Raw genomic sequence first — 24,215 nt, forward strand, 5'->3', positions numbered from 1 at the left:
GAAAACCGGGTCGAGCCGGGCCCGGGCTCGCTGCGAGGATCGCCGGGTGCGCCTGTACCTGTCCTCGATGTGGCTCGGAGCCCGTCCGGAGCTGTTCACCGCCATGGTCGGCGGGAGCCGTCGTGGCTGGCTCGTCATGAGCGCCCTCGACATGACCGACGAGGAGAACCGCTCGACCGAGGCCCGGCGCCAGGTCGCCGACCTCGCCGCCGTGGGGCTGCAGGCGCAGGAGCTGGACCTGCGCCGGCTCACCCCGGACACGGTGGAGGAGGCCTTCGGCGAGCCGGACTTCGTGTGGGTCCGCGGCGGGAACGTCTTCGTGCTGCGGATGGCGCTGGCCCGCTCCGGGCTGGACCGGCTGGTGGTCGAGGGGCTCGGTGCGGACCGCTTCACCTACGCCGGGTTCAGCGCCGGCGCCTGCGTGCTGGCCCCCAGCCTGCGGGGTCTGGAGCACTGCGACCCGGTCGAGGAGGCCACCGACCTCTACGGCGAGGTGCGCTTCGACGGTCTGGGGCTCCTCGACCGTCCGGTGGTCCCGCACCTGCGCTCGCCCGACCACCCCGAGACGGAGCTGCTGGCCGAGGTCGCCGCCCGCTACGAGGCGGAGCGTCAGCCCTACTGGGGGCTCTCCGACGGCGAGGTGCTGGTGGTCGAGGGCGGCGCCGCCCCGGTGGTCCGCTGACCGGCGTCGACCCCGGCCAGCACGACCGCGGTCGCCACCGCGGCCTGCGCCGCCTCGTACCCCTTGTCCTCGCTGGAGCCTGGCAGGCCGGCCCGGTCGAGCGCCTGGTCGAGGTCGTCGCAGGTGAGCACGCCGAACCCGACCGGGACGCCGGTGCGGACGCCCACCTCGGTCAGCCCGGTGGTGGCGGCCGAGCAGACGTAGTCGAAGTGCGGGGTGCCGCCGCGGACGACCACGCCGAGGGCCACCACCGCGTCGTGGCGCGGGGCCAGCCGGGCGGCGGCCACGGGCAGCTCGAAGGTGCCGGGCACCCGGACCAGCCGCACGGCCTCGACCCCGGCCTCCCGGAGCGCCCGCTGCGCGCCGGCGACCAGGCCGTCCATCACCTCCCGGTGCCAGGACGCGGCGACCAGCGCCACCGACAGCCCGCGGCCGTCCACCTGCTCGGTGGGTGCTCCACCCCTCATGCTGATCCTCCCGGTGCCGCGGCCAGCAGGAGGCGGTGCCCCATCCGGTCGCGCTTGGTGCGTAGGTAGCCGGCGTTGGCCGGGGTCGGTTCGGTGGTCAGCCCGACGACGTCGGTCACGTCGGTGCCGGCGCTGCGCAGCGCCGACACCTTGTCGGGGTTGTTCGTCAGCAGCCGCACCGCGGTCAGGCCGAGGTCGGTCAGCACCGCCGCGGCGGCCGCGTAGTCGCGCCCGTCGACCGGCAGCCCGAGGGCGGTCTGGGCGTCGACGGTGTCCAGCCCGTCGTCCTGCAGCCGGTAGGCGCGGAGCTTGTCCACCAGCCCGACGCCCCTCCCCTCGTGCCCGCGCAGGTAGACCACCGCTCCGCCCTCGGCGGCGACCCGGGCCAGGGACTGCTCGAGCTGGGCGCCGCAGTCGCAGCGCTGGGAGCCGAGCACGTCCCCGGTGAGGCACTCCGAGTGCAGCCGCACCAGCGGGACGGTGCCGTCGGCGGCCGGGCGGACCAGCGCCAGGTGCTCCTGGCCGCTGAGCTGGTCGCGGTAGCCGATCGCGCGGAAGGGGCCGTGCCCGGTCGGCAGGGTGGTCTCGACCACCCGGGTGACCCGGTCGTGACGGCTCCGCCAGGCGACGAGCTGCTCGATCGACAGCAGCGGCAGGCCGTGCTCGCGGGCCAGCGCCGCCGCCTCGGGGCGGCGCACCATGGTGCCGTCGTCGGAGACCAGCTCGGCGATGGCCGCCACCGGCTGCAGCCCGGCCAGCCGGCACAGGTCGACCGCGGCCTCGGTGTGCCCGGGCCGCTCCAGCACCCCACCGGGACGGGCGCGGAGCGGCACCACGTGCCCGGGGCGGATCAGGTCGGCGGCGGTGCTGGCCGGGTCGGCCAGGGTGCGGATGGTCTGCGCGCGGTCGGCGGCGCTGATCCCGGTGCCGACGCCGCGGCGGGCGTCGACGGTCACGGTGTAGGCGGTGCGGAGGGAGTCCTCGTTCACGTCCACCATGGCCGGCAGCTCGAGCTCGTCGGCGCGCTCGGGCGGCAGCGGGGCGCAGAGGAAGCCCGAGCTGTGCCGGATGGTCCAGGCCAGCCACTCCTCGCCCAGGTTCTCCCCGGCCAGCACCACGTCGGTCTCGTCCTCGCGGTCGGTGGCGTCGGTGACCAGCACCGGCAGCCCGGCGCGCAGGGCGGCGAGGGCGTCGCGGACGGCCTGCTCGGCGTCCCCGTTCACCGCAGCACCTCGGCCGGGCTCGCGGACCCGGTCTGCAGCAGCCGCTCGACGTACTTGGCCAGCACGTCCACCTCCAGGTTGACCTGCTCGCCGGGCCGGCGGGTGCCCAGCGTGGTCAGCGCCAGCGTGGTGGGGATGAGCGAGACCTCGAAGGCGTCGGGCGCCACGCCGGACACGGTCAGCGAGACGCCGTCGACGGCGACGGAGCCCTTCTGCACCACGTAGCCGGCGAGCTCCTGGGGCAGCCCGAACCGGACCACCTCCCAGCGCTCGCCGGGGACCCGGGAGAGCAGCTCGGCGGTGCCGTCGACGTGGCCCTGCACGATGTGGCCGCCGAGCCGGTCGGCCACCCCCACCGCGCGCTCCAGGTTGACCCGGTCCCCCGCCGTGAGCCGGCCGAGGTTGCTGCGCCGCAGCGTCTCGGCCATCACGTCGAAGCGGACCTGACCGGTGGCGGCGTCGGCGTCGGTGACGGTCAGGCAGACGCCGTTGACCGCGATGGAGGCGCCGTGGACGGCGTCCTCGACGACCCGCGGACCGGAGACGGTGAGCACGGCGGAGTCGCCGCGCCAGGAGAGCGCGACCACGTGGCCGAGCTCCTCGATGATGCCGGTGAACATGTCAGGCTCCCTCTGGTGGGTGGACGGTGGTGGCCCGGACCCGCAGGTCGGGGCCGAGGACGGTGACGTCGGTGGGGTGCAGCTGCAGGGCGCCGGCAAGGCTGCCGATCCCGAGGTCGGCGACCACGGCGGGACCGGCGCCGAGCAGGGTCGGGGCGAGGTAGGCGACCACCTCGTCCACCAGCCCGGCGGCGAGGAAGGCCGCGGCCAGGGTGGGGCCGCCCTCGAGCCAGACCGTGCGGATGCCGCGGGCGTGCAGCACGGCGAGCACCTGCTCGGGGTCGTGGGTGCGCAGCTGCAGGGTCTCGGCGGCGGCGTCGAGGACCCGCGCGCCGGCGGGCAGGTCGCGCCGGCCCACCACCACCCGCAGCGGCTGCCGGCCGGTCGGGACGTCGTCGGGCCCGCGGACCGTGAGGGACGGGTCGTCGGCCAGCACCGTGCCGGTGCCCACCACCACCGCACCGGCCTCCGCCCGCAGACGGTGCACGTCGGCGCGGGCCTCGGGCCCGGTGATCCAGCGGCTGGTGCCGTCGGCGGCCGCGCTGCGTCCGTCGAGGGTGCCGGCGTACTTCCACACCACCCGGGGACGTCCGGCGGTCACCGCGGCGGTCCAGGACCGGTTCAGCGCGGTGGCCTGCTCGACGAGCAGCCCGCCCTCGACCTGCACCCCGGCCGCCTGCAGGGTGCGCGCGCCGCCGGCGGCGGCGTCGTGCGGGTCGGTCTGGGCGAAGACCACCCGGGCGACCCCGGCCGCGACGAGGGCCTGGCTGCAGGGGCCCGTGCGCCCGGTGTGGTCGCAGGGCTCCAGGGTGACGTAGGCCGTCCCGCCCGAGGCGGCGGCACCGGCCTGGGCCAGGGCCTCGACCTCGGCGTGCGGGGAGCCGGCCCCGCGGTGGTACCCCCGACCGACCACCCGGCCGGCCGGGTCGGTGACCACGGCCCCGACGCGCGGGTTGGGGTCGACCGCCGGCCCGCGCGCGGCCAGCGCCAACGCAGCGCGCATGGCGCGCTCGTCGCCCGTTCGGTCCATCTGGTCCCCTCCTGCTCAGCCGGTCCGGCGAGCTCCGGGGAGGGTCGGGGAGGCGGCGGCGCGGGGGCGTGCGGCAGCACGACCACCTCGCCGGCCACGGCCGACGTGCAGGCACCACCAGAGGGGTCGTCAGCCGACCGGTCCTCCCGCGGACGTCCTGCGCACGTGCTGCCTACCATCCGGACTTTCACCGTCGGTCCTGGAGTTCCACCAGGTCAACCGGCTGCTGGCTGCAGCCGGGTCGCGGACTTTCACCGCCGGTTCGGAGTTGCACCGACCCCGGAGCACGTGGGGGCCAGTGTGCCACCCCCGTCCCAACCCTGACCCAACCGTCCAGCCCGCACCGCCGACGAAACTGACACCACATCCGCGGCTGCGCCCATATAGGCGCAGCGGCGGATCTGGTGTCAGAAAGATCTGGGCACGCCTCGACTACGAGCGCTGCGGGGCGAGGCGGATCTCGGTCGGGCAGACGTGGGGCGGGCTGGTGAGGACGAACTCCACCGCGTCCGCCACGTCCTCGGGCTGGATGAGGCTGTCCGGCCGGGCCTGGCCCTGCGGCGAGAGCAGCCCGGCGCCCGCGGCGACCAGACCGGGCGAGACGAGGCTGACCTTGACGTCGCGGTCGCGCAGGTCGAGGAAGACGGCCCGGGACAGCCCCGCCAGCCCGTGCTTGCTGGCCACGTAGGCGGCGTTGTCGGGGTAGGCCTGCGAGGCGGCGCCGGAGCCGATGAAGACCAGGCTGCTCGGGGCGCTGCGGACGAGCGCGGGACCGACGCGGGCGGTCAGCACCGCGGCGGCGGTCAGGTTGGTGTCGAGCAGCTGCTGCCAGCGGACGGGGTCGGCCGTGTCGGTGGCGCCCCAGTCGAAGAGACCGGCCGCCCACACCACGGTCCGCAGCGGCTCCTCCGCCGGCACCTGCTGCAGCGCCGCACCGACCTGCTCGGCGTCGCGGACGTCGACCCGGTGGGTGAGGGCGGTGGCCAGCGGCCGGCAGCCGTCGGCTGCCTCGGCGAGCCTCACCTCGTCCCGGCCCCAGAGGTGGACGACGTCGACGTGCGCGGCGACCCGCCGGGCGATCGCGGCACCGATGGTGCTGCTCGCCCCGACGACCACGGCGTGGGCAGGCATGGGCCCACTCTCCCACCACGCACCGGTCCCGGCGGCCGTGGGCCTCCTCAGAGGGGGACGGTCGAGTCGACCAGGTCGAGCACCGTCGCGGCGGCCCGTGCCCGCTCCTGCACCACGGCCGCGCCTCCCGGCGCGGGCAGCCCGAAGAGCACCTCCAGCGGCACGGCGGTCAGGCCGAACCACATCAGCATGAGCAGGGCGTGGCAGCGCCGGAGCACCTCGATGTCGACCTCGTGGCCCTCCTCGGCCAGCCCGCGGTGGTACTCCTGCAGGCAGACCTGGTCGAGCTCGGCGAGCTCGGCGGCGGGCCGCTCACCGGTCTGCACCTCCCCCAGCAGCAGCTGGGTGAGGTCGAAGCCGAGCGGCGCCTCGCACCAGAGCCCGAAGTCGATCAGCACGAACCGGCCCGTCTCCCCGGGCGGCCGCAGGAGGTTGCGGGGGCAGGCGTCGCCGTGGGCGGTGCCCAGCGGGGCCCCGTCGAGCTCGGCCAGCACGCCGGGCAGGGCGTCCGCGGCCCGCAGCAGCCGGTTCCGCAGGTCCGCGTCGAAGGCCGGCTCCACCAACGGGTGGTGCCACAGGTCGTCCGCGCGCAGCACCGGCAGCACCTGGTGCTCCAACCTGCTGGCGGCGTAGCCGCGGACCACGTCGCGGCTGCCCAGGCCGCGGAGGGGGCGGACGTCGGGGCTGGCCGCCAGCCGCCCCAGCAGGTGGGCCGCACGCCGGAAGGTGGCGCCGTCCCACGGACGGGGGTCGTGGTCGACCGCGTCCAGCCACAGCGCGGCCGACAGCTCGTCCAGGTCCAGCACTGCGTGCGCGCGTGGCATCGACAACCCGGCGGGCAGCCGGTCGCGGAGATCGGAGCGGTAGACCTCGGGCTCGTTGCGCCAGGGCAGGCTGGCCGCCGCGATCTCGCGCACCGGCTCGGGCACGTGCTGGAACGCGGCCGAGCGCGTCCAGGACTGCACGACCTTGACGAAGAAGGCGTAGGAGGAGACACCGCCGGCGTGGCGGGCCGAGCCGCGGACCCAGTACCGCCCGGCGGTGGTGAGCGCCTCGAGGTCGTAGGCGGCGACCTCGGCACGGCAGTCGAGCAGCTCGACCTCGTCGACCCCGAGGGCCTGTGCGACGAGACCGGCCAGGGTCTCGTCGCCGACGTCCGCCGGCCCGAGGACCGACCGGTCCCCCACCGCCGGCCCCGCTGGCTGGAGTGGCATGGCGGCCTCCGCACCTGGACGAGCGCTGCTGGTCCTCCCAGTGCAGGCCCGCCCAGGGCCGGTGTCAACACCGTCCTGCGAGCACCGCGAGGACCCGGACGTCCTCGGGACGTCCGGGCCCTGCGGCGGAGGTGCGCTCAGGAGGTCATGACGCGCTGGTGCAGGGCCTGCACGGCGTAGCGGGCGGACCAGAACGCGCCGTGCTGCCAGGCCGAGATCTCCGACATCCAGTCCCCGGCGAAGTACACCTGGCCGGTCCCCTGCTGCAGCTGCTTGAACCGCGGCGAGCTGGTGTTCGGGTAGGCCCAGGCGCCCTCGATGTAGGGCACCTTGTGCCAGGCGATGGAGAAGGAGGTGTCGAGCTCGGTGCGGTACTTGTCGCCGTGGATCTTGACCCCCTGCTCGACCGCCCGCCGCTGCCGCGCCGCCGGGGTGAGGTCGCCGTAGGCGCGGGCGTTGGCGCCGGTGTTGTAGTAGCCGATGACCAGGCCCTTGCGCTCGCCGTAGCCGTAGGAGGGGTACCAGATGTGGGCGAGGTCCATGTCGGTCTCGGTGATGCCGCCGTAGATGCGGTGGTCCTCCTCCCACCAGCGGGACCGGTACTGCAGGCCGATCTTGCCGGCGGGCGAGCCGAGGGCGAACTCCCCCAGCGCGGCGTCGGTGTCGGAGCCCCAGTTGGTGTCCCAGCGGCGCATCAGCCCCGCCGGGGCGCTGACCACGGCGAAGTCGGCGTCGAGCTGGCGCTTCTTGCCGTTGGCGGCGGTGTAGGTGACCCGGACCCCGTCGGCGGTGTTGACGACGCCCGTCACCGGCGAGTTCAGGTGGACGTTCTGCTTGCCGATGGCCTTGAGGAAGTACTGGTAGATGGTGTCCATGCCGCCCTTGGGCTGGAACATCAGCATCGACTGCTCCCAGTTGATCTCGAAGGGGAAGTACTGGCCGACCTTCGAGGCCAGCACCTCCGCGACCGAGCCCGGGCCGGGCAGCGGGGTGCCGTGCTCGTTCCACGCCGAGGGGTAGACGGAGTAGCCGCGGTTGTCGCCGCCCTGGTAGCGGCCGTCGGAGGTGAGCGAGCCCCAGCTGCGCAGGAAGGCGCGCAGGTTCTCCTTGTCGGCCGCGGTGAGCTTCTGGTCCAGCGCCCCCTGGTCGGTGGCGTAGTTGAGCAGCTCGGAGGTGTAGCCGAAGACGTCGGCCTTGGCGGTGCGGTAGCGGACCGGGTTGCCGGGCGTGGCGCCGGAGCGCTCGTTGTAGATGTAGGCGTCGGCGTTGGCGTTGGTGAACACCTCGTAGGGGACGCCCAGCTCGCGCAGGTAGTCCATGGTGACCATCCACTGGGCGATGCGGCCCGCGCCGGCGTTCATGTAGATGCCGTCGTCGAAGCGGGCGACCTGGCGGCGGCCGTCGGTGTCGGTCTCGGCGTCGCCGCCGCGGATGGTGAGGGTGCGCCCGCCCACGCGGTGCCGCGCCTCCAGCACCGTCACCTGGTAGCCGGCCTTCTGCAGCTCGTAGGCCGAGGCGAGGCCGGCCGGGCCGCCGCCGACGACGACGACCTTCTTGGCCGAGCGGCCGGTCAGGTTGAAGTCGCTCTTGCGGGGCGGGACCCAGGAGTCGTTGCGCGGCTGCGCGCCGGCGGTCGGGGCGAGACCGAGGGCACCCATCGCGGCGAACATGACGCCGGCGCTGGAGGTGGCGCCGACGGCCTGCAGGAGGTGGCGCCGGGAGACGGTGGGGACGATGTCGTCAGAGACCATGCTGGACAGACCTTTCGGGGGCAGAGGTGGCCTGCCGGGCCGGGTGCTCCGGGTCGTCCGTGCCGGTCACCGCCAGTGCCGAGCCAGACCGTAGGGCGGCTGCATTTCGGTCACGGGACGCCAGGTTGCGGTCCGCTTACCGTCCGGGCGCTCCTGTGACCGTCGTGTTTCGACGGCCCGTCGTGGCGCGGCGGCCGACCCCGGACCGTCATCTGGCGTCACCCGGTCGGAACGAGGCGTCACTACCGTCCGCGGCATCCGGACGGCCCGTCGCCGTCGGCACGCACCGGACGCCAGCCGCGTCCGCACCCTCTGGAGGCACCCATGAAGAACCCCGTGAAGATCGCCCTCGCCGTCGCCGTCACCGCGGCCGTCGCCGTGCCCGTCACGGCGGTCGCCGAGGACCGGCTCTTCCGGCCGAAGGCGAACGAGGCCCACTCCTTCGTCACCGGCGACACCCCGAGCATCGCCGACGGCGTGGCCGTCGGGCGGATGGCCGACTGGTACAAGTCCTCCGGGCTGGGGCCGCGCGCGATGAACACCACCCCCGGCGCCACCGCCGAGGAGCGCTACATCCCCACCGACGTCTTCCCCGGGGGGAAGCTGCCGGCCGGGGTGACGATCACCGAGGCGCAGGGCATCAACGCCCTGATGCGGATCGGGGAGAACCTCGAGCGGGCCGGGCTGTCCTACGACGACGTCATCTCCATGCGCGTCTTCCTGCAGAACCCCGACGGCGAGGAGGCGATGGACTTCGCCGGCTGGAACCGGGCGTACCGCCAGTTCTTCGCCAACACCAACCTGGCCACCGGCAAGACCCTGGACGTCCAGCTCGGGTCGGCGACCACCAAGCCGATGGTGGTCAACGAGGCCCGGCCCTCGCGCTTCGCCCTCGAGATCGAGAACCTGCCGGTCGACGGCTGGCTGGTCGAGGTCGAGGTCGACGCGGTCTACCCCCGCTGACGTCCGCGGGCCGGTCCGGCGGTCGGACCGGCCCGTTCAGGGGGCGATGACCAGCTCGTCGATGAGGTCGTCGACGAGCGTGAAGCGGTAGCGGAGCTCGGCCACCCCGCCGGGGAAGTCGCCCTCCAGCCGGTTGACGGCCACCCACCGCGAGTCGTCGACGCGGCCGGCGCCGACGAGCTCGGTGGTGTAGGTGTACTGGCTCCCGGCGTGGCGGAGGAAGTCGAGCACCTGCTCGGTGCCGCGGTAGGTCCGGCCCTCGTCGACCACGACGGCGGTGGGGGTGAAGGTCCGGGCGGCGGCCTCGGCCTCCCCCGCCGCGTGGGCGGTGAGGTAGGCGCGTATCGTGGCGGGCAGCTGGTCGGTCGGCACGGTGCCCGGTGCCGTCGAGATGGGCGGTGTGGGCGGTGTCGTCGGTGTGGTCATGGACCCACCGTGCGGCCTCCCGCAGGGAGAGGGTCAAGCCCAGCACCCTCCCCCGGGAGAGGGGGCACACTGTCCCCCGTGCTCACGATCGGCGAGTTCTCGCGGCTGACCCACCTGAGCGTGCGCACGCTGCGGCGCTACCACGACGCGGACCTGCTCGTCCCCGCGACCGTGGACGGGTCGACGGGCTACCGCTACTACAGCGCGGACCAGATCCCGACCGCGCAGGTGATCCACCGCCTCCGCCAGCTCGACGTCCCCCTCGCCGCCGTCCGGCGCATCGTGGGCTCCTCCGACCCGGCGGCGCGGGCCGCCCTCGTCGCCGACCACCTGCGCCACCTGGAGTCGGAGCTGGAGCGGACCCGCGCCGCCGTGACCTCGCTGCGCCGGCTGCTGCAGCCCGAGCCGGCGCCGGTGCAGGTGGAGCTCCGGGCCGTCCCGGCGACCACCGTGGCGGCGGTCGAGGGCGAGGTGCGGCTGGACGACGTCCTCGCCTGGTACAGCGGCGCCATGGCCGAGCTGGACGCGAGCGTGGACGAACCGGAGGGGGCCCCCGGCGGTCTGTACGACAACGCGCTGTTCGAGCGTTCCCGCGGCCACGTGCTCGTCTACCGGCCGACGAGCCGGCCGCCGCGGCAGGGCCGGGTCCACCCCGTGACGCTGCCGGCCGTCGAGCTGGCCGTCGCCACCCACGTGGGTGAGCACCACGACATCGACGTCACCTACGGCGAGGTCGGCACCTGGGTCGTCGACAACGCCCTGGCCGTCGCCGGACCGGTGCGGGAGACGTACCTGGTCGGACCGCGGGACACCGCGGACCCCTCCGCCTGGCGGACCGAGATCGGGTGGCCGGTCTTCCGGGTCGCCCCGCACTGAGCCGGTCGCCCGCGCCCGCGGGGCGGCTCCTTGGCCCACGCTGGCAGGATCCTGCGCATGCCCGAGGGACACACGCTGCGCCGGCTGGCCGACGAGCTGCAGGCCACGTTCGCCGGCGACGTCGTCCGCGCGTCCAGCCCGCAGGGCCGGTTCGCCGAGTCGGCGGCGCTGCTGGACGGCAGCCGCGTCCTCGGCGCGGAGGCAGCCGGCAAGCACCTCCTGGTCGACTTCGAGGGCGGGCGGCTGCTGCACGTCCACCTCGGGCTGTACGGCAAGTTCCTCGTGCTGCCCACGCCGGCCACGCCACCGGTCGGGCAGGTGCGGCTGCGGATCGAGAGCCAGACCGCCTTCGCCGACCTGCGGGGTCCGACCGCGTGCGAGCTGTGGACGCCGGCCCAGGAGGCGGAGCTGCTGGCCCGGCTGGGCCCGGACCCGCTGCGCACCGACGCCGACCCGATGCGGGCCTGGCAGCGGATCCGACGCAGCGCGACACCGATCGGCGCCCTGCTGATGGACCAGTCGGTGCTGGCCGGCGTCGGCAACGTCTACCGCGCCGAGATCCTGTTCCGCCACGGGCTCCATCCGCTGCGGCCGGGGCTGGCGGTGCGCCGCGGCCAGTTCCTGGAGCTGTGGCAGGACCTGGTGGTGCTGATGGCCGACGGCGTCCGGGTGGGGCGGATCGAGACCGTCCGCCCCGAGCACCTGCCGCTGGTCGCCGAGGACGCGCTCCCCCGCTACGTCTACCGCCGGACGGGCGAGGCCTGCCTGCTGTGCGGGCGCACCGTCCTCACCGACGTGCTGGTCGGTCGCAACCTCTACTGGTGCCCCCGCTGCCAACCCGCCTACCGCGGCACGCGCTGAGGGGCCGGGTGCGGCCCGTGGGTCCTGCCGGGCGTCCGACCACCTCGGCGTCGCCGCCCGGCGGCGTCCCCGCGGCGCGGCGTGGAGCCCGGAGCCCTAGACCGCGCCGCTGGGGTGGTGGCAGGTGTCGCGACCGCTGCGGTGCAGCGGGTGACGGTGCCGTCGCCCGCTGTAGATCAGCGCCCCGCAGCTGCAGCAGGTCCAGCGGCAACGGTCGTCGCGGCAGTGCAGGGTGAGCGTGTCCACGTTGGTGCAGTGCGGACAGGCCTGAGCGGGCTGGCGGGCGGTGGTCACCGGACGGGCCCGCGTCTGGAGCATCGCCAGCAGACCGGCCCTGCGCCGTCGGCCCGTCATGCGACCACCTCCGGGACGGCCGCACCGAGCCGGACCGGCGCGGTCAGGTGGATCAGGGGAAGAGGGGGAAGGAGCACGGGCGAAGAGCTTCCGGGAGGAACGGTCAGGACGCAGGCACCGCTCGGTGGCCGTGCCGCGAGCCGCACTTACCCACCGCCACCGGTGCCACCCGGTCCTGACGCCGGACGTCAGCTACCCGAAGCCGGCGTGGTCGTGGCGCGACGGCGGGGTGCACCACGTCAGGAGCTCCGTCGACGGGGCCACCGGTCCTGGCCGCGTGGTGGATGCCGTGCCCCCTCCGTCCGGCACGATGCCGGGGTGGAACGCTGGCGGACGCACACCCTGCTGCCCCTCGTGCTGGACGCGCTCGGCCTGACCGGGACCGATCCCGCCACCCGGCGGCTGGCCGAGGCGTTCGGCGGTGAGCCGGCGGCGGTCCGGGAACGGCTGGTCGGCGAACCCGCCCGCCGCTCCCGGCGGCTGCTGTTCGCCTCCGGCGGGGAGATCGTCCTGCACGACGACGCCGTGGCGGCCGTGGTCCTGCACCTGGGGCCGACGCCGCACGCCCCCCGCGGGCTCGACCTGGCGGAGTGGATCGACGGCGCCGACGGCGACGCGACCCTGGAGCAGCTGGTGACGGCCGTCGGGGCACCCCGTCACTTCGCCGGGTTCGGCACGCCGTACCTCACCCTGGACGGCGGCTACGCACGCCTGGACTTCCGCGACCGCCGCGGCTGGAACGAGCCCGGCAACCTCCTCAGCATCACCGTCACCGCCGAGGAGCCCGGGCGGACCACCCGGCCCGAGGACGACGACTGCCCCAGCTGCAGCGACCTCCTGGTCCGCCGTGAGCCGGCCGGCGGCGTCGACGTCGAGGCCACCGTCGACGCCCTCGCCGCCGCCCTGGCGGTCGGTCCCCTCACCGAGGACGCCCACTGGGTCAGGCTGGCCGACCTGCAGCCGCTGCACGCCTCGGGACTGATGGAGCGGGTGGAGAGCCAGCTGACCTGCACCACCTGCCGGCGGATCATCTGCCTCACCCTCTTCCGCGACTCCCCGCCGACCTTCCGCTACGCGGTCCTCGACGAGGCGATGCGGCGACCGCTCGAGCCGATCCCGCCCGTCGAGCAGTGGGGTGACGCCGCCCGCATCGCCGAGGAGGCGGGGTCGATGCACCACGTGGACCACGAGCCGGGGGCCTGGTTCCTGCTCGAGCAGCAGGGCGTCCTCTACCTCCACGCCAGGTACGTGATCAACACCATGCTCGACGACTCCGCCCTCATCCGGCTCGACGACACCGAGCACGAGGCCTACCGCACCGGCGGCCGGAGCTACATCTCCCGCCTGGCCAGGCGGATCCACGACGGCTCACCCCACGAGAAGAGCTCGCCGTTCCACCAGCGGAACCTGCTCCGCGGCCCGGACGCCCGGAGCTACCGCGACGCGGTGGCCCAGGCGGTCGTCAACCACACGTGGCTCGCGGAGCAGCGCCGGCGGTGACCCCTGCTGCAGGTGCCTGACGCCGCACCCGGCCGGCGTCAGTCCGGCAGCTGCCCGCCCGCGCGGGCGCCGGCGCGGGCGAACCGCCCGGCCCAGTCGGCGGCCAGCTGCGCCAGCCCGGGCGGGGCCAGCACCTCGAACTCCGCACCGAGGGCGCCCAGCGTGAACAGCGGACCCTCCAGCGCGTCGGTCTCCATGGTCATCGTGCAGGTCGTCGACGAGACGGGGTGGACCTCCGCCCAGCGGCCGACGGCGGCGCGGACCGCCTCGGCCGGCGCCTCGACCCGCACCTCGACCCGGTGCCGCCCGCCTCCGGCGCCGCCCGAGACGCGGTCGCGGACGAAGCCGCCGACGTCCTCGAAGGGCGGGGTGCGCGGGGCGAACCGGGCCCCGGTGCCGGCGGCCTCGCTGATGCGGTCCAGCCGGAAGGTGCGCCAGTCCGCCCGGTCGAGGTCGTAGCCGACGAGGTACCAGCGCTGGCCGAGCGGCACCAGCTGCAGCGGCTCCACCCGGCGCGCGGAGCGGGTCCCCTCCAGACTGCGGTAGCCGAACCGCACCCGTTCGCCGTCCCGGCAGGCCAGGGCCAGCGTGGTCAGCACGTCGTGGTCGACCGGGGCCGCGGTGGGGTCGCGCCAGGCGGTCGGGGTGCTGGCGCGGCGGACGGCGTCCAGCCGGGCCCTGAGCCGCCGGGGCAGCACCTGCACGATCTTGGTCAGCGCCCGCAGTCCGGCCTCGTCGGCGTACCCGCCGGCCAGCTGCGACTGGACCGCGACCGCCAGGGCGGTCGCCTCGTCGTCGTCCACCACCAGCGGCGGGAGGGTGGCGCCGGGGGCCAGCGCGTACCCGCCGTCGACGCCGGGCGACGCCTGCACCGGGTAGCCCAGCTCGCGCAGCCGGTCCACGTCCCGGCGCAGCGTGCGCGCCGAGACACCGAGCCGCTCGGCGAGCAGCGGCCCCGGCCAGTGCCGCCGGCTCTGCAGCAGGGAGAGCAGCGTGAGGGTGCGCGAGCTGGTCGTGGCCATGGCCCTCCTCCGTCGGCAATCGCGGTCAGGAAGTGACCGCGATGGTTCGTAGCGTAGCTGGTGCAGCACCGCAGGAGGCGGCGCTGCCCGGGTGCAGGGCACCCGGTGCCACCACGTCCGAGGAGAGCCATGTCCGTCACCACCACCACCCACCTGAACTTCCGCGGTCAGGCCCGCGCCGCGCTGGAGTTCTACCGCTCGGTCTTCGGCGGCGAGGTCCAGGCCGTCACCTACGCCGACGCCCACGACACCCGCGAGCCGGCCGAGGCGGACCAGCTGATGTGGGGCCAGGTCCGCAGCGACCAGGGTCTGCACCTGATGGCCTACGACGTGCCCGCCCGGCTGCCCTACGACGCGGGCGTGAACGCCGTGTTCGTCTCGGTGGGGGGCTCCGACCCCGACGAGCTCCGCGCTGCCTGGCACGGCCTGCGCGACGGGGCGACGGTCGTGCAGGAGCTCGCCCCCGCCGGCTGGTCGCCGCTGTACGGCATGCTGCGCGACCGCTTCGGCGTCACCTGGGTGCTCGACCTGGAGGTGGCCGGCACCCCGGCCTGAGCGCCGCGGCGTCCCGCGCGAACCGACCGGGCGGGACGCCGAGCAGCCGCCGGAAGTGGCGGGTGAGGTGGGCCTGGTCGTGGAACCCCACCGCCACGGCCACCTCGGCCGCCGGCTCGCCGGCCAGCAGCAGCCGCCGCGCACGGTCCAGCCGGCGGCCGGTCAGGTAGCGGTGCGGCGGGATGCCGTACTCGCGCGTGAACGCGCGGACCAGGCCGGACTCCGGTGCCTGCAGCAGCCGGCCGGCCTGGGCCAGCGTCATCCCGGTGACCAGGTGCGCGTCCAGCAGCTCGCGCAGGTCACGGGCCAGCCGGCGCCGGGACGCGGCGGCTGCGGTGCCGGGGTGCTCGCCGCGCTGCGGCAGGTGGAGGCGGAGCCGCTCCACCACCAGCGCCAGCCGGCTCTCGGCCTCGAAGGTCTCCGCGGGGTCGGCGAGCACGCGGTGCAGCTGGTCGAGGCCGGCGCGCAGCTCGGGGTCGACCCACCCGGGGTGGTCGACCGCGCGGCCGGTGCGCTCACGGCCCAGCACGCCGGCGTCGAGGTAGACCACGCGTTTGCGGAAGCCGTGCCCGGTCGCCGGCCGGCCGTCGTGCGGCACCCCGGGCGGCAGCACGGTCACCTGCGAGCGGCTGGTGTCGTGGCGGTGGCGGTCCAGGTCGTAGACCACGGCACCGTCGTCGACGACCAGCAGCGTCCAGGTGTCGTGGGTGTGGGCCGGGTAGGCGTGGTCGACGAAGCGGGCGTGCAGCACCTCGGTGATGCCGGGCACCGGGGGACGCCAGGCGCGGACCTGGCTCACCGTCCCCGACGTCCGCACCGGCTCAGGCTAGCGCGCAGGAACGTACAAGATCCGGGCCCGGGCGGCGGCGCAGGATGCTGACGTGACCGACCTCTCCGACCTGCCCGCACCCCGCTTCGACACCAAGGTGGCCGTCCTCGTCCGCGACGACCTGGAGGTGTGGCAGCGGCTCAACGTGACCGCCTTCCTCGCCAGCGGGCTGACCGCCGCCGCGCCGCAGCTCGTCGGGGAGCCGTACCAGGACGCCGACGGGCAGAGCTACCTGCCGCTGCTGGGCCAGCCGGTGCTCGTCTTCACCGCCGACCTGGCGCTGCTCCGCACGGTGCACGAGCGGGCCGTCCGCCGCGACGTGCCGCTGGCCGTCTTCACCGCCGACATGTTCCGCACCGGGCACGACGCCGCCAACCGGGCGGTGGTGCGTGACGTCCCGGGCGCCGAGCTCGACCTGGTCGGCCTCGGTCTGCACTCCACCCGCAACGTCGTGGACCGGGTCACCAAGGGCGCCGCGCTCCACCCGTGAGGCGGCGCGGCACCGGCTCCTCACGGGCGGGAGGACCGTCACGGCGGAGCGCGGCGCCACGTCAGTCGAACGTCGGGCGCAGCTCCTCGCGCATCGTGCGGTAGTTCCTGGGCGTCACCGCCCACCGGTCCTCGTCGGTGTCCTCGAACGTCACCCGGTACCGGCCGGTCGTCCGGTCGAGCTGCACGAGGATCTTCACCGGCAGCCGGTCGCCCGGCTCGTAGTGGCTGGCCAGGTAGGCGTCCACCGCGGCCTCGATGCTCGGCCAGCGGCACGCCACGGCCACGACGCCGCCGCCGGGCGGGTACGCGTAGCCGTGGGCGCTGCGGTAGCCCTCGCCGAACTCCAGGATCATCGCCATCGACTCCCACGCGCACTCCGTACCCGGGCCTTCCTCGGCCAGCGACGTCCCGTCCATGGCCTGGGCGAGCGCCCGGACGAGGTCGACGGTGGGGTCGTCGGGCATGGTCCTCCTCGTGCTCGCCTCCGCGGTGCCGGATCAGCATGCCAGCACCAGCGGGTCAGCCGCCGACGGCTCAGGCCGGTCGACGGACCCGGCTCGCCCGGCGGCGAGGTGGCCTGGCGGGGAGGACCGGTGTCCTGATGGACTGCGACGGTGCAGGGCCCGGGATGCGGGCGACGACGCGAGGCGGCAGGAGACGGCATGACCATCGAGATGCACTTCGACGCTGTCGGGGACGAGCTCGCGGTCCACGAGTTCTCCCAGCTCCAGGAGTCCGGGTTCGACGTGGCGCGGCTCCAACCGGCCGTCGCCCGGCTCGCGGCGGGTGAGGGCGGCGACGCGAACGCCCTGCTGGCCGAGCTGGCCGCCAGCCCCCGGGTCCCGGGATGGCCCTGGGACGAGACCGACGACCCGGCCCCGGCGATCCCGCCGTCACCGGTGGACCCGGCGACGCTCCCCGACCGCATCCACGGGGCGTGGCTGGGCCGCGCTGCCGGCTGCCTGCTGGGGAAGCCGGTCGAGGGATGGTCGTGGCCGCAGATCGAGCGCTACCTCGAGCGGGCCGGGATCGAGGCGGTGGAGGACTACCTGCCGCGGCTGGAGCCGGACGCGGAGCAGCCGCCGTTCAACGCGAGCGGAGAGGTAGGCACCTTCCGCGGCGAGATCGACGGGATGGCCCGCGACGACGACGTCGACTACACCATCCTCGCGCTCACCCTCGCCGAGCGGCACGGCAGCTCCTTCACCACCGAGGACGTCGCGGCGGCGTGGCTGCGGTGCCTGCCCTACCACCAGGTCTTCACCGCGGAGCGGGCGGCGATGCGCAACCTGGTGAACGGCATGGCGCCGGCCGAGGCGGCGACGACGCGCAACCCGTACCGGGAGTGGATCGGCGCGCTGATCCGAGCCGACCTCTGGGGCTACGTGAAGCCGGGCGACCCCTCCGCGGCCGCCGCCCTCGCCGAGCGGGACGCCCGCCTCTCGCACACCGCCAACGGCATCCACGGAGCCCGCTGGGCAGCCGCCCTGGTGGCGTCCGCCCTCGTCGCCGGCGACGTGGCCGAGGTCGTCGCCCGGGCCCGGGCCGTCGTCCCCGACCGGTCCCGGCTGGCCGGAGCCCTCGACGCCGTGGTCGGCTGGCACGAGGCGGGGATGACCTTCTCCGAGGCCCGGGACGCCGTGGTGCGCGACTACGGCCACTACAGCGACGTGCACACCATCAACAACGCCGCGATGATCCTGGTGGCGGTCCTCTGGGGCGAGGGGGACTTCACCGCCAGCACCGGTCTCGTGGTGCGCTGCGGCTGGGACACCGACAGCAACGGCGCCACCGTCGGCTCGGTGCTGGGGGCCCTGCTGGGGCGGGAGGCGATCCCCTCGGTGTGGGCCGACCCGCTCCGGGGTCACGTCCGCAGCGCCGTCTTCGGCGAGGCGACCAACTCCCTCGACGACCTCGCCGCACGGACGCTGGCCCTGCTGCCCGCCTTCTCGGTCTGACGGCCCTGCCAGACTGCTGCCATGTCCCACGACGCAGTCCCGAGCGGGGCCAGGCCCGCTCCCAGCGGTGCGAGCGCACGTCGACGCCGGTGCCTGCAGGGGTGAGACGCATGGACGCGGTCGAGGTGGCCCAGGCCGTCCGCGAGCACTTCGGGCCCCGGCAGAGCCAGTGCCGCCTCGGCAGGCCTCGAGGACTGCCCGCGGCCGAGCAGGCGGTCACGTTCGTCCTCTACGACGCGCACGTGGTCACGGGCGCGCAGGACGACTACGGCTCGGGCACGAGCTGGGGATTCGGCGTGGTGCTGCCGGGCGGCGTGTCCATCAGCACCGTCCTGGGCGAGCGGCTCACGCTGGTCGAGCCCAGGCGCGAGGCGCTGGCCAGGACGTTCGACGTGATCGACCGGTACGCGCGGCTGCGCCTGGGGGCGGAGTACCTGGCGGCGTGGGAGGCGGCGCAGGAGGGCCAGCTGGCGTCCCAGACCCGGATCGCGGAGCTGGTGCGGCTGATCCGGCTCTACGGCGGGGTGGACGCCGAGCACGGGTGCTACTGGGTCGCCACCGACCACGAACGCCAGGAGCCAGGGGTCTTCGAGAAGGTCACCGCGCTGGTCGGGCAGCTCGGCCTGCGGAGGATCCGGCCCGCGCCGGCCGGGATGATCCCCGGTGCGCTGGGCGTGGCGATCGCACGGGACCCGCGGGTCGACGCCGCGCTCTGACGACGGTCGTCCCACCGGTGCCCGGACGCGGTGAGCTCTGGGCGCGTCGACCGGCTGCTCACCGCGTCGGAGTGGAGCAGGCCCGGGGCGCGCTGCCCTCCGTCGCCCGCTGGTGCTCCTCCACCGCCCGGTGGGCCGCTGCGGTCAGCGCAGCGCACCCTCCAGGAAGGCGGCCAGGTCGACCAGCTCGGCGTCGTCGACGGAGTGGCCCAGACCCGGGTAGCTGCGCTCGGTGAGCTCCAGGTGGTCGCGCATCCACCGCCGGGTCCGGTGGACGAGCAGCGCGGGCACCAGGGTGTCCGCCTCGCCGCGGGCGTACAGGGCCGGCAGGCGGCGCCGGCGCAGCGCCTCGGGGGCGACCGTGGTGGGCGAGACGAACCCGGAGAGGTTGACCACGCTGGCGAAGCGCTCCGGGGCCGCGCAGACCGCCTCCACCGCCGTGCAGGCACCCTGGGAGAAGCCGAGCAGGTGGACGGGACGGTCGAGGCCCTCGGCGTCCATCCAGTCGAGCACCGCGTCCGCCGAGGCCCGGATCTCGGCGGTGGTGACGCTGGCGTCGAGCGGGAACCAGCCGTAGCCGCCCTGGCGCCGCAGCGGTCCGCGGAGGAAGGCGACGGCGAGCTCGGGCGGCAGCCGGCGGTGCAGCTCGAAGCCCAACGACTCGTCCATGCCGTGCCCGTGCAGGACCAGCAGCACCGGGTCGTCGGAGGTGCGGCGCCGGGACCAGCGGACGCTGGAGCGGTCGATCTGCAGCAGCGGGCGCTCGGTGCTCATGCCGGGGGTGGTACCCCGGGAGCGGCTGCCCGGTCAGGCCGGGACGGCCAGGGCGCGCTCGATGTCGCCGCTCAGCGAGGCGGGTTCGGTCTGCGGGGCGTAGCGCTCCAGCACGCGGCCGTCGCGGCCGAGGAGGAACTTGGTGAAGTTCCACTCGATCGCCGCGCCGGGCACGTCGCCCTTCTCGCTGCGCAGCCACCGGTAGAGCGGGTGGGCGCCGTCGCCGTTGACCTCGATCTTGGCGAACATCGGGAAGGTGACGCCGTAGTTGCGCTGGCAGAACTCGCCGATCTCGGCGGCATCGCCGGGCTCCTGGTGGGCGAACTGGTCGCAGGGGAAGCCGAGCACGGTGAAGCCGCGGTCGCGGTAGGTGTCGTGGAGCTGCTGCAGCCCCTCGTACTGCGGCGTGAGCCCGCACTTCGAGGCGGTGTTCACCACCAGCACCACCTGGCCGAGGTGGTCGGACAGGTCGGTGTCGCGGCCGTCGAGGGAGTCGGCGTGGAAGTCGGCGAGAGTCGTCACGCGCCCATTCTGCGTCGGTGTCCGGGGCCGGGGTACGTGACCCGGTCAGAGGCGATCGAGCAGAGGAGCCGCAGATGAGGGTCGTGGTGACTGGTGGGACGGGCCGCGCGGGCCGTTGGGTGGTCCGCGAGATGGCGGACGCGGGGCACGAGGTGGTCAACCTCGACCTGCACCAGCGTCCGGAGCTGGAGCTCCCGGGGACGTTCTGCCGGGTCGACCTGACCGACGCGGGACGGGTCTACGACGCGCTGGCCCAGTTCCGGCCCGAGGTGGTCTGCCACCTGGCGGCGAACCCGTCGCCGAGCGGGCAGGCCCGCATCGACGTCTTCGACACCAACGTGGTCAGCGCCCACAACGTGCTGCAGGCCGCGGGTGACCTCGGCGTCCCGCGCGTGGTGTACGCCTCCAGCGAGATGGCGACCGGCCTGCTGACCGAGGGCGTCACGCCGGCGCGGATCCCTTTCGACGAGAGCGAGCGGCGCCCTTCACCCAACGCCTACGCGCTCAGCAAGTACCTCAGCGAGGTGATCGCCGACTCGATGGCGCTGGCGCACCCGGGCACCGCCTGGATCGGGCTGCGCATCAACAACGTCATCGACCCCGACGGCTACGACCGGTTCGCCGCCGAGTGGGACGACCCGAGCCTCAGCATGGCCAACTTCTGGAGCTACATCGACGCCCGCGACGTCGGCACCGCCTACCGGGCGGCGGCCGAGGGCACCAGCAGCGGCCACGAGGTCTGCCTCATCGCCGCCGCCGACACCCGCGCCAAGCGGGGGCTGCGCGAGCTGATGGCGGAGTACTACGACGGCTACGACTCCTTCGCCGACGACTACACCGATCCCCGCTCGGCCTTCGACTGCAGCAGGATGCAGCGGCTGTTCGGCTGGACGCCCAGCCACAGCTGGCGCGACCAGTAGCGGTCCAGCTCAGCGGGGTGTTGGGGAGGCCGCCGTGCCCCCGTTGCCGGCGACGCCCAGGCGGTCTCTCTCGCGGGCCCCGGCCCGGCCCCGCATCCATCAGGAGACGGAGCTCCATCCCTGTTCGTGCAGTCTCGCGATCCCGTCGACCAGGAGATCCAGCGCGAAGGCGAACTCGGCGTCGTCGTCGCACCCCGCGCCCGCGTGCGGAGCGGTCGTCGCCATCCTCACGATCGCCGGGTAGGCAGCGGCGAACTCCGACATGGCATGGGCGCGCAGGGCGGGATCCGCAGGCGCTTCAGGGGTGGGCAGCACATCGCGGGTGATTCCCCACATCCGTGTGCTCAGCGCGTGCATCGCATGATGCACCAGGTCTGCCGACAGCCCTCCGTCGAACATGACCGCCATGAGCGAGTCCATGTACGCCAGCACCGTGGGACTCGCCGTCGCGCGCGTCTCGATCGCGGCCTGCGCCCACGGGTGCGCCTGCATGACCGCGCGGGCCGAGCGGATGCGGGCGCGCAGCGCCTGCTGCCAGGCAAGGCCGTCGGCCGGGACGTCGATGCTCACCACGAGCCTGTCGAGCATGCCGTCGATCAGCTCCTCGCGGTTCGCGACGTGCTTGTACAGCGCCATCGCGGTGACCCCGAGCGCATCGGCCACCCGCCGCATGCTGGTGGCCTCGAGGCCGACCTCGTCGGCGAGAGCGGTCGCGGCATCGAGCACCCGGTCACGATCCAGCGGTTGTCGGGCGGCGGAACTTGACACGTCTACAGCGTATACCTATGGTGCGAAGGCGCCGGTCTACGGCGTATACCTACGTCGTCAGGATCGTCATGACCTCCCGCGCCCGCACCTACGCCCGCACCGCCGGCATCTTCTACCTCGTCACGCACGTCACCTCGATCACGGCAGTCGCGGCGTACGCGGCGGGCACGCTCGCCGTGGGCGTCGCCCTCGAACTGGTCCTCGCCGGCGGCTGTCTCGGCACCGGCATCCTGCTGTGGCTGCTGCTGCGCCCTGTCGGGCCGGCGCGTGCGGCGACCTTCGCCGGGCTGCGAGCGCTGGAAGCCTCAGTCATCGCCGCGGGCACCCTGCCGATGCTCGCGCTGCTGTGGATGACCGAGCCGGGCCCGATCGCGGAGGTTCTCGTGGACCTCCACACCGCCGCGTTCCTCGTCGGGCAGGGCCTCGTGATCAGCGTGAACACCGTCATCCTGGGCTGGCTGCTGCTCGATGCCCGCGCCACCCCACGCGCGCTGGCCGTGCTCGGCATGGTCGGCGGCACGCTGGTGCTGGTGAGCAACTCGGCACAGCTGTTCGGCCTGATCCCGCAGGGCGGGACGATCGCCGGCCTCTGCGCCGTGCCGGTCTTCGCGTTCGAGATCTGGTTCGCGATCCACCTCATCGCGGTCGGGCTGCGGCCCCGCGAGGCGGCTCCGGAGCTCGTCGCACCGGCGGTGGCGGGCTGACCCCGGGCTGAGATGCGCCCCGGCGAGGAGGTCCCGCCCCGGGTTCGGTGCCGCGATCAGACGTTGAAGCGGAACTCCACCACGTCGCCGTCGGCCATCACGTAGTCCTTGCCCTCCAGCCGCACCTTGCCGGCCGCTTTCGCAGCCGCCATCGAACGGGCCTCGACCAGGTCGTCGAAGGAGACGATCTCGGCCTTGATGAAGCCCTTCTGGAAGTCGGTGTGGATCACCCCGGCCGCCTCGGGCGCGGTGGCGCCCTTCTTGATGGTCCAGCCGCGGGCCTCCTTGGGCCCGGCGGTCAGGTAGGACTGCAGGCCCAGGGTCTCGTAGCCGACGCGGGCCAGGTGGTCCAGGCCCGGCTCCTCGATGCCCATGTCGGCCAGGAACTCCGCGGCCTCCTCGGGCTCCATCTGGGACAGCTCGGACTCGATCTTGGCGTCGAGGAAGATCGCCTCGGCCGGTGCGACCAGGTCGCGCATCCGCTGCAGCAGCTCGGCGTCCTCCAGCTCGTCGGAGTCGCAGTTGAAGACGTAGAGGAAGGGCTTGGCCGTCAGCAGGAAGAACTCCTTGAGCGGCTCGCGGTCCAGGCCGGCGGCGAAGACGCCCTTGCCGGTGTTGAGCACCTCCAGCGCCTGCTCGACCGCGGCCAGCACGACGGCGCGGTCCTTCTGCATCCGCGACTCCTTGGTCAGCCGCGGCACGGCCTTCTCCAGGGTCTGGATGTCGGCCAGCACCAGCTCGGTGGTGATGGTGTCGATGTCGCTGCCGGGGTCCACCTCGCCGTCGACGTGGGTGACGTCGGCGTCGCGGAACACGCGGGTCACCTGGCAGATCGCGTCGGCCTCGCGGATGTGGGACAGGAAGGCGTTGCCCATCCCCTCCCCCTGGCTGGCGCCCTTGACGATGCCGGCGATGTCGACGAAGGACACGGTGGCGGGCACGATCCGCTCGGAGCTGAACATCTTGGCCAGCACCGGCAGGCGCTTGTCGGGGACACCGACGACGCCCACGTTCGGCTCGATGGTGGCGAAGGGGTAGTTCGCCGCGAGGACGTCGTTGCGGGTCAGCGCGTTGAACAGGGTCGACTTGCCGGCGTTGGGCAGGCCGACGATTCCGATGGTGAGTGCCACGGAGGGGAACTGTACCGGGACTCTGGGAGGCTGGACGCCGTCCGCACCCGCCGCAGAGGGGACCCATGCCGCTCGACGCCGAGGCCTTCGCCGCCAGCACCGACGAGCTCGCCGCCGCCTCCCCGGAGCTGGCGGCCGTGCTGGCGCGCTGGGGGCGGCCCGGGTTCTGGCGGCGGCCCGCCACGTTCGCCACCCTGGTGCTGCTGGTGCTGGAGCAGCAGGTCTCGCTGGCATCGGGCAAGGCCACCTTCGACCGGCTGCGTGCCGTCGTCGGAGAGGTCACCCCGGCCGCCACCGCCGCCCTCGACGAGGCCACGCTGCGCGGGCTGGGCGTCACCCGGCAGAAGTCCGGCTACCTCACCGGGCTGGCCCGCGGGATCGTCGACGGCAGCATCGACTGGGCGGCGATCACGTCCGGCCCACGGCAGGACTGCCGGGAGGCGCTGCTGGCCGTCCGGGGCATCGGCCCGTGGACGGCCGACGTGTGGCTGCTCGCCTGCCGCTGCTTCCCCGACGAGTGGCCGGTCGGTGACCGGGCGCTGCAGGTCGGCTGCGCGGACGTCCTGGGTCACCCCGCTCCCCTGCTGGGCGGGGACCTGGTGGCCGCCGGCGAGCCGTGGCGCCCGCACCGCTCCACGGCCGCCCGGTTGGTCTGGCACGACTACCTGTGCCGCCGCGGACGGGCCGAGACGGTGGTCGACGGGCTCGACCACCCGGCCGTCGCGGG

At 74.4% G+C, this 24,215-nt stretch carries 28 protein-coding genes and 1 riboswitch; of the genes, 12 read left to right on the forward strand and 16 right to left on the reverse strand.

The features are described 5' to 3' along the window. Positions 1-46: 46 nt before the first annotated feature. Positions 47-682: a Type 1 glutamine amidotransferase-like domain-containing protein gene (locus GC722_RS09495; protein ID WP_197429934.1), complete on the forward strand. Its 636-nt coding sequence runs from the start codon at positions 47-49 to the stop codon at positions 680-682. Here GC722_RS09495 and ribH read toward each other — a convergent pair. The 7 genes from ribH to GC722_RS09530 all read right to left on the reverse strand — a co-directional run bounded on the left by ribH (position 616) and on the right by GC722_RS09530 (position 8,118). Beyond that, positions 616-1,149, reverse strand: coding sequence for a 6,7-dimethyl-8-ribityllumazine synthase (gene ribH, locus GC722_RS09500; RefSeq protein WP_156609642.1), 534 nt, complete (start codon positions 1,147-1,149; stop codon positions 616-618). The two genes, GC722_RS09495 and ribH, sit on opposite strands and share 67 nt — an antisense overlap. After that, a complete protein-coding gene (gene ribB, locus GC722_RS19225) occupies positions 1,146-2,372 on the reverse strand; it encodes a 3,4-dihydroxy-2-butanone-4-phosphate synthase (protein WP_331714612.1) in 1,227 nt (408 codons plus the stop codon). Before ribB ends, ribH begins: the two co-directional genes overlap by 4 nt. Next, positions 2,369-2,992: a riboflavin synthase gene (locus GC722_RS09510; RefSeq protein WP_156609643.1), complete on the reverse strand. Its 624-nt coding sequence runs from the start codon at positions 2,990-2,992 to the stop codon at positions 2,369-2,371. The genes ribB and GC722_RS09510 overlap by 4 nt, the downstream gene beginning before the upstream one ends. Position 2,993: 1 nt before the next feature. Continuing rightward, positions 2,994-4,022 (reverse strand): bifunctional diaminohydroxyphosphoribosylaminopyrimidine deaminase/5-amino-6-(5-phosphoribosylamino)uracil reductase RibD, encoded by a 1,029-nt coding sequence (gene ribD / locus GC722_RS09515; protein ID WP_156609644.1) that lies wholly within the window; start codon positions 4,020-4,022, stop codon positions 2,994-2,996. 161 nt (positions 4,023-4,183) lie between these two features. After that, positions 4,184-4,314, reverse strand: a riboswitch (FMN riboswitch). Between the two features lie 140 nt (positions 4,315-4,454). Then, a complete protein-coding gene (locus tag GC722_RS09520; RefSeq protein ID WP_156609645.1) occupies positions 4,455-5,153 on the reverse strand; it encodes an SDR family oxidoreductase in 699 nt (232 codons plus the stop codon). A gap of 47 nt (positions 5,154-5,200) precedes the next feature. Next, a complete protein-coding gene (locus GC722_RS09525) occupies positions 5,201-6,367 on the reverse strand; it encodes an aminoglycoside phosphotransferase family protein (RefSeq protein ID WP_156609646.1) in 1,167 nt (388 codons plus the stop codon). 137 nt (positions 6,368-6,504) lie between these two features. Further along, positions 6,505-8,118, reverse strand: coding sequence for a flavin monoamine oxidase family protein (locus GC722_RS09530; RefSeq protein ID WP_156609647.1), 1,614 nt, complete (start codon positions 8,116-8,118; stop codon positions 6,505-6,507). A 324-nt stretch (positions 8,119-8,442) separates the two neighbouring features. Between GC722_RS09530 and GC722_RS09535 the strand changes: the two genes are divergently transcribed. Then, entirely contained in the window at positions 8,443-9,081 is a 639-nt protein-coding gene (locus tag GC722_RS09535) for a Rid family hydrolase (protein ID WP_156609648.1), read from the forward strand. Positions 9,082-9,117: 36 nt separating this feature from the next. On the opposite strand, the gene GC722_RS09540 is transcribed toward GC722_RS09535, so the two are convergent. Continuing rightward, complete coding sequence (locus GC722_RS09540; RefSeq protein WP_156609649.1) at positions 9,118-9,507, reverse strand: nuclear transport factor 2 family protein; 390 nt, start codon at positions 9,505-9,507, stop codon at positions 9,118-9,120. 78 nt (positions 9,508-9,585) lie between these two features. Here GC722_RS09540 and GC722_RS09545 point away from each other — a divergent pair, with 78 nt between their 5' ends. Both GC722_RS09545 and GC722_RS09550 read left to right on the forward strand, forming a co-directional pair. Further along, on the forward strand, positions 9,586-10,383 hold the full coding sequence (locus GC722_RS09545; RefSeq protein WP_331714613.1) for a MerR family transcriptional regulator: 798 nt from the start codon (positions 9,586-9,588) through the stop codon (positions 10,381-10,383). Positions 10,384-10,440: 57 nt separating this feature from the next. Continuing rightward, positions 10,441-11,244: an Fpg/Nei family DNA glycosylase gene (locus tag GC722_RS09550; RefSeq protein ID WP_156609650.1), complete on the forward strand. Its 804-nt coding sequence runs from the start codon at positions 10,441-10,443 to the stop codon at positions 11,242-11,244. A gap of 96 nt (positions 11,245-11,340) precedes the next feature. On the opposite strand, the gene GC722_RS09555 is transcribed toward GC722_RS09550, so the two are convergent. Beyond that, on the reverse strand, positions 11,341-11,598 hold the full coding sequence (locus tag GC722_RS09555) for a hypothetical protein (protein WP_156609651.1): 258 nt from the start codon (positions 11,596-11,598) through the stop codon (positions 11,341-11,343). A 318-nt stretch (positions 11,599-11,916) separates the two neighbouring features. Between GC722_RS09555 and GC722_RS09560 the strand changes: the two genes are divergently transcribed. Beyond that, the gene (locus tag GC722_RS09560) at positions 11,917-13,098 is read left to right on the forward strand and encodes a thioredoxin domain-containing protein (protein WP_156609652.1); all 1,182 of its coding nucleotides are present in this window, start codon (positions 11,917-11,919) and stop codon (positions 13,096-13,098) included. A 38-nt stretch (positions 13,099-13,136) separates the two neighbouring features. Here GC722_RS09560 and GC722_RS09565 read toward each other — a convergent pair whose 3' ends face one another. Further along, entirely contained in the window at positions 13,137-14,120 is a 984-nt protein-coding gene (locus GC722_RS09565) for a helix-turn-helix transcriptional regulator (RefSeq protein ID WP_156609653.1), read from the reverse strand. Between the two features lie 129 nt (positions 14,121-14,249). On the opposite strand from GC722_RS09565, the gene GC722_RS09570 reads away from it, so the two are divergent. Then, positions 14,250-14,675 carry a VOC family protein gene (locus tag GC722_RS09570; protein ID WP_156609654.1) on the forward strand — a complete coding sequence of 142 codons (426 nt, stop codon included), beginning with the start codon at positions 14,250-14,252 and terminating at the stop codon, positions 14,673-14,675. Here the strand turns inward: GC722_RS09570 and GC722_RS09575 are convergent. Further along, a complete protein-coding gene (locus GC722_RS09575; protein ID WP_331714614.1) occupies positions 14,632-15,492 on the reverse strand; it encodes an AraC family transcriptional regulator in 861 nt (286 codons plus the stop codon). The two genes, GC722_RS09570 and GC722_RS09575, sit on opposite strands and share 44 nt — an antisense overlap. A gap of 64 nt (positions 15,493-15,556) precedes the next feature. On the opposite strand from GC722_RS09575, the gene GC722_RS09580 reads away from it, so the two are divergent. Then, a complete protein-coding gene (locus GC722_RS09580) occupies positions 15,557-15,994 on the forward strand; it encodes a DUF2000 family protein (protein ID WP_331714615.1) in 438 nt (145 codons plus the stop codon). Between the two features lie 61 nt (positions 15,995-16,055). On the opposite strand, the gene GC722_RS09585 is transcribed toward GC722_RS09580, so the two are convergent. Next, positions 16,056-16,460 (reverse strand): hypothetical protein, encoded by a 405-nt coding sequence (locus GC722_RS09585; RefSeq protein ID WP_156609655.1) that lies wholly within the window; start codon positions 16,458-16,460, stop codon positions 16,056-16,058. Positions 16,461-16,658: 198 nt separating this feature from the next. On the opposite strand from GC722_RS09585, the gene GC722_RS09590 reads away from it, so the two are divergent. Together GC722_RS09590 and GC722_RS09595 are read left to right on the forward strand one after the other, a co-directional pair. Next, a complete protein-coding gene (locus GC722_RS09590) occupies positions 16,659-17,954 on the forward strand; it encodes an ADP-ribosylglycohydrolase family protein (RefSeq protein WP_197429935.1) in 1,296 nt (431 codons plus the stop codon). A 110-nt stretch (positions 17,955-18,064) separates the two neighbouring features. Then, positions 18,065-18,670, forward strand: a complete 606-nt coding sequence (locus tag GC722_RS09595) for a hypothetical protein (protein ID WP_156609656.1) — start codon at positions 18,065-18,067, stop codon at positions 18,668-18,670. A 144-nt stretch (positions 18,671-18,814) separates the two neighbouring features. On the opposite strand, the gene GC722_RS09600 is transcribed toward GC722_RS09595, so the two are convergent. Continuing rightward, entirely contained in the window at positions 18,815-19,444 is a 630-nt protein-coding gene (locus GC722_RS09600; RefSeq protein ID WP_156609657.1) for an alpha/beta hydrolase, read from the reverse strand. 33 nt (positions 19,445-19,477) lie between these two features. Further along, positions 19,478-19,966, reverse strand: coding sequence for a glutathione peroxidase (locus tag GC722_RS09605; RefSeq protein WP_331714617.1), 489 nt, complete (start codon positions 19,964-19,966; stop codon positions 19,478-19,480). A gap of 74 nt (positions 19,967-20,040) precedes the next feature. On the opposite strand from GC722_RS09605, the gene GC722_RS09610 reads away from it, so the two are divergent. Beyond that, positions 20,041-20,886 (forward strand): NAD-dependent epimerase/dehydratase family protein, encoded by an 846-nt coding sequence (locus tag GC722_RS09610; protein WP_156609658.1) that lies wholly within the window; start codon positions 20,041-20,043, stop codon positions 20,884-20,886. Positions 20,887-20,985: 99 nt separating this feature from the next. Here the strand turns inward: GC722_RS09610 and GC722_RS09615 are convergent, their stop codons facing one another. Beyond that, positions 20,986-21,654: a TetR/AcrR family transcriptional regulator gene (locus tag GC722_RS09615; protein WP_197429936.1), complete on the reverse strand. Its 669-nt coding sequence runs from the start codon at positions 21,652-21,654 to the stop codon at positions 20,986-20,988. A 68-nt stretch (positions 21,655-21,722) separates the two neighbouring features. Between GC722_RS09615 and GC722_RS09620 the strand changes: the two genes are divergently transcribed. Continuing rightward, positions 21,723-22,358 (forward strand): DUF4386 domain-containing protein, encoded by a 636-nt coding sequence (locus GC722_RS09620; protein WP_156609659.1) that lies wholly within the window; start codon positions 21,723-21,725, stop codon positions 22,356-22,358. Positions 22,359-22,414: 56 nt separating this feature from the next. Here the strand turns inward: GC722_RS09620 and ychF are convergent, their stop codons facing one another. Continuing rightward, positions 22,415-23,488 carry a redox-regulated ATPase YchF gene (gene ychF, locus GC722_RS09625; protein ID WP_331714618.1) on the reverse strand — a complete coding sequence of 358 codons (1,074 nt, stop codon included), beginning with the start codon at positions 23,486-23,488 and terminating at the stop codon, positions 22,415-22,417. A 65-nt stretch (positions 23,489-23,553) separates the two neighbouring features. Here ychF and GC722_RS09630 point away from each other — a divergent pair. Then, on the forward strand, positions 23,554-24,215 hold a 662-nt coding region (locus GC722_RS09630), incomplete at its 3' end, for a DNA-3-methyladenine glycosylase family protein (protein WP_197429937.1).

The sequence above is a fragment of the Auraticoccus cholistanensis genome, assembly GCF_009742705.1.
GTDB classification, from domain to species: Bacteria; Actinomycetota; Actinomycetes; order Propionibacteriales; family Propionibacteriaceae; genus Auraticoccus; species Auraticoccus cholistanensis.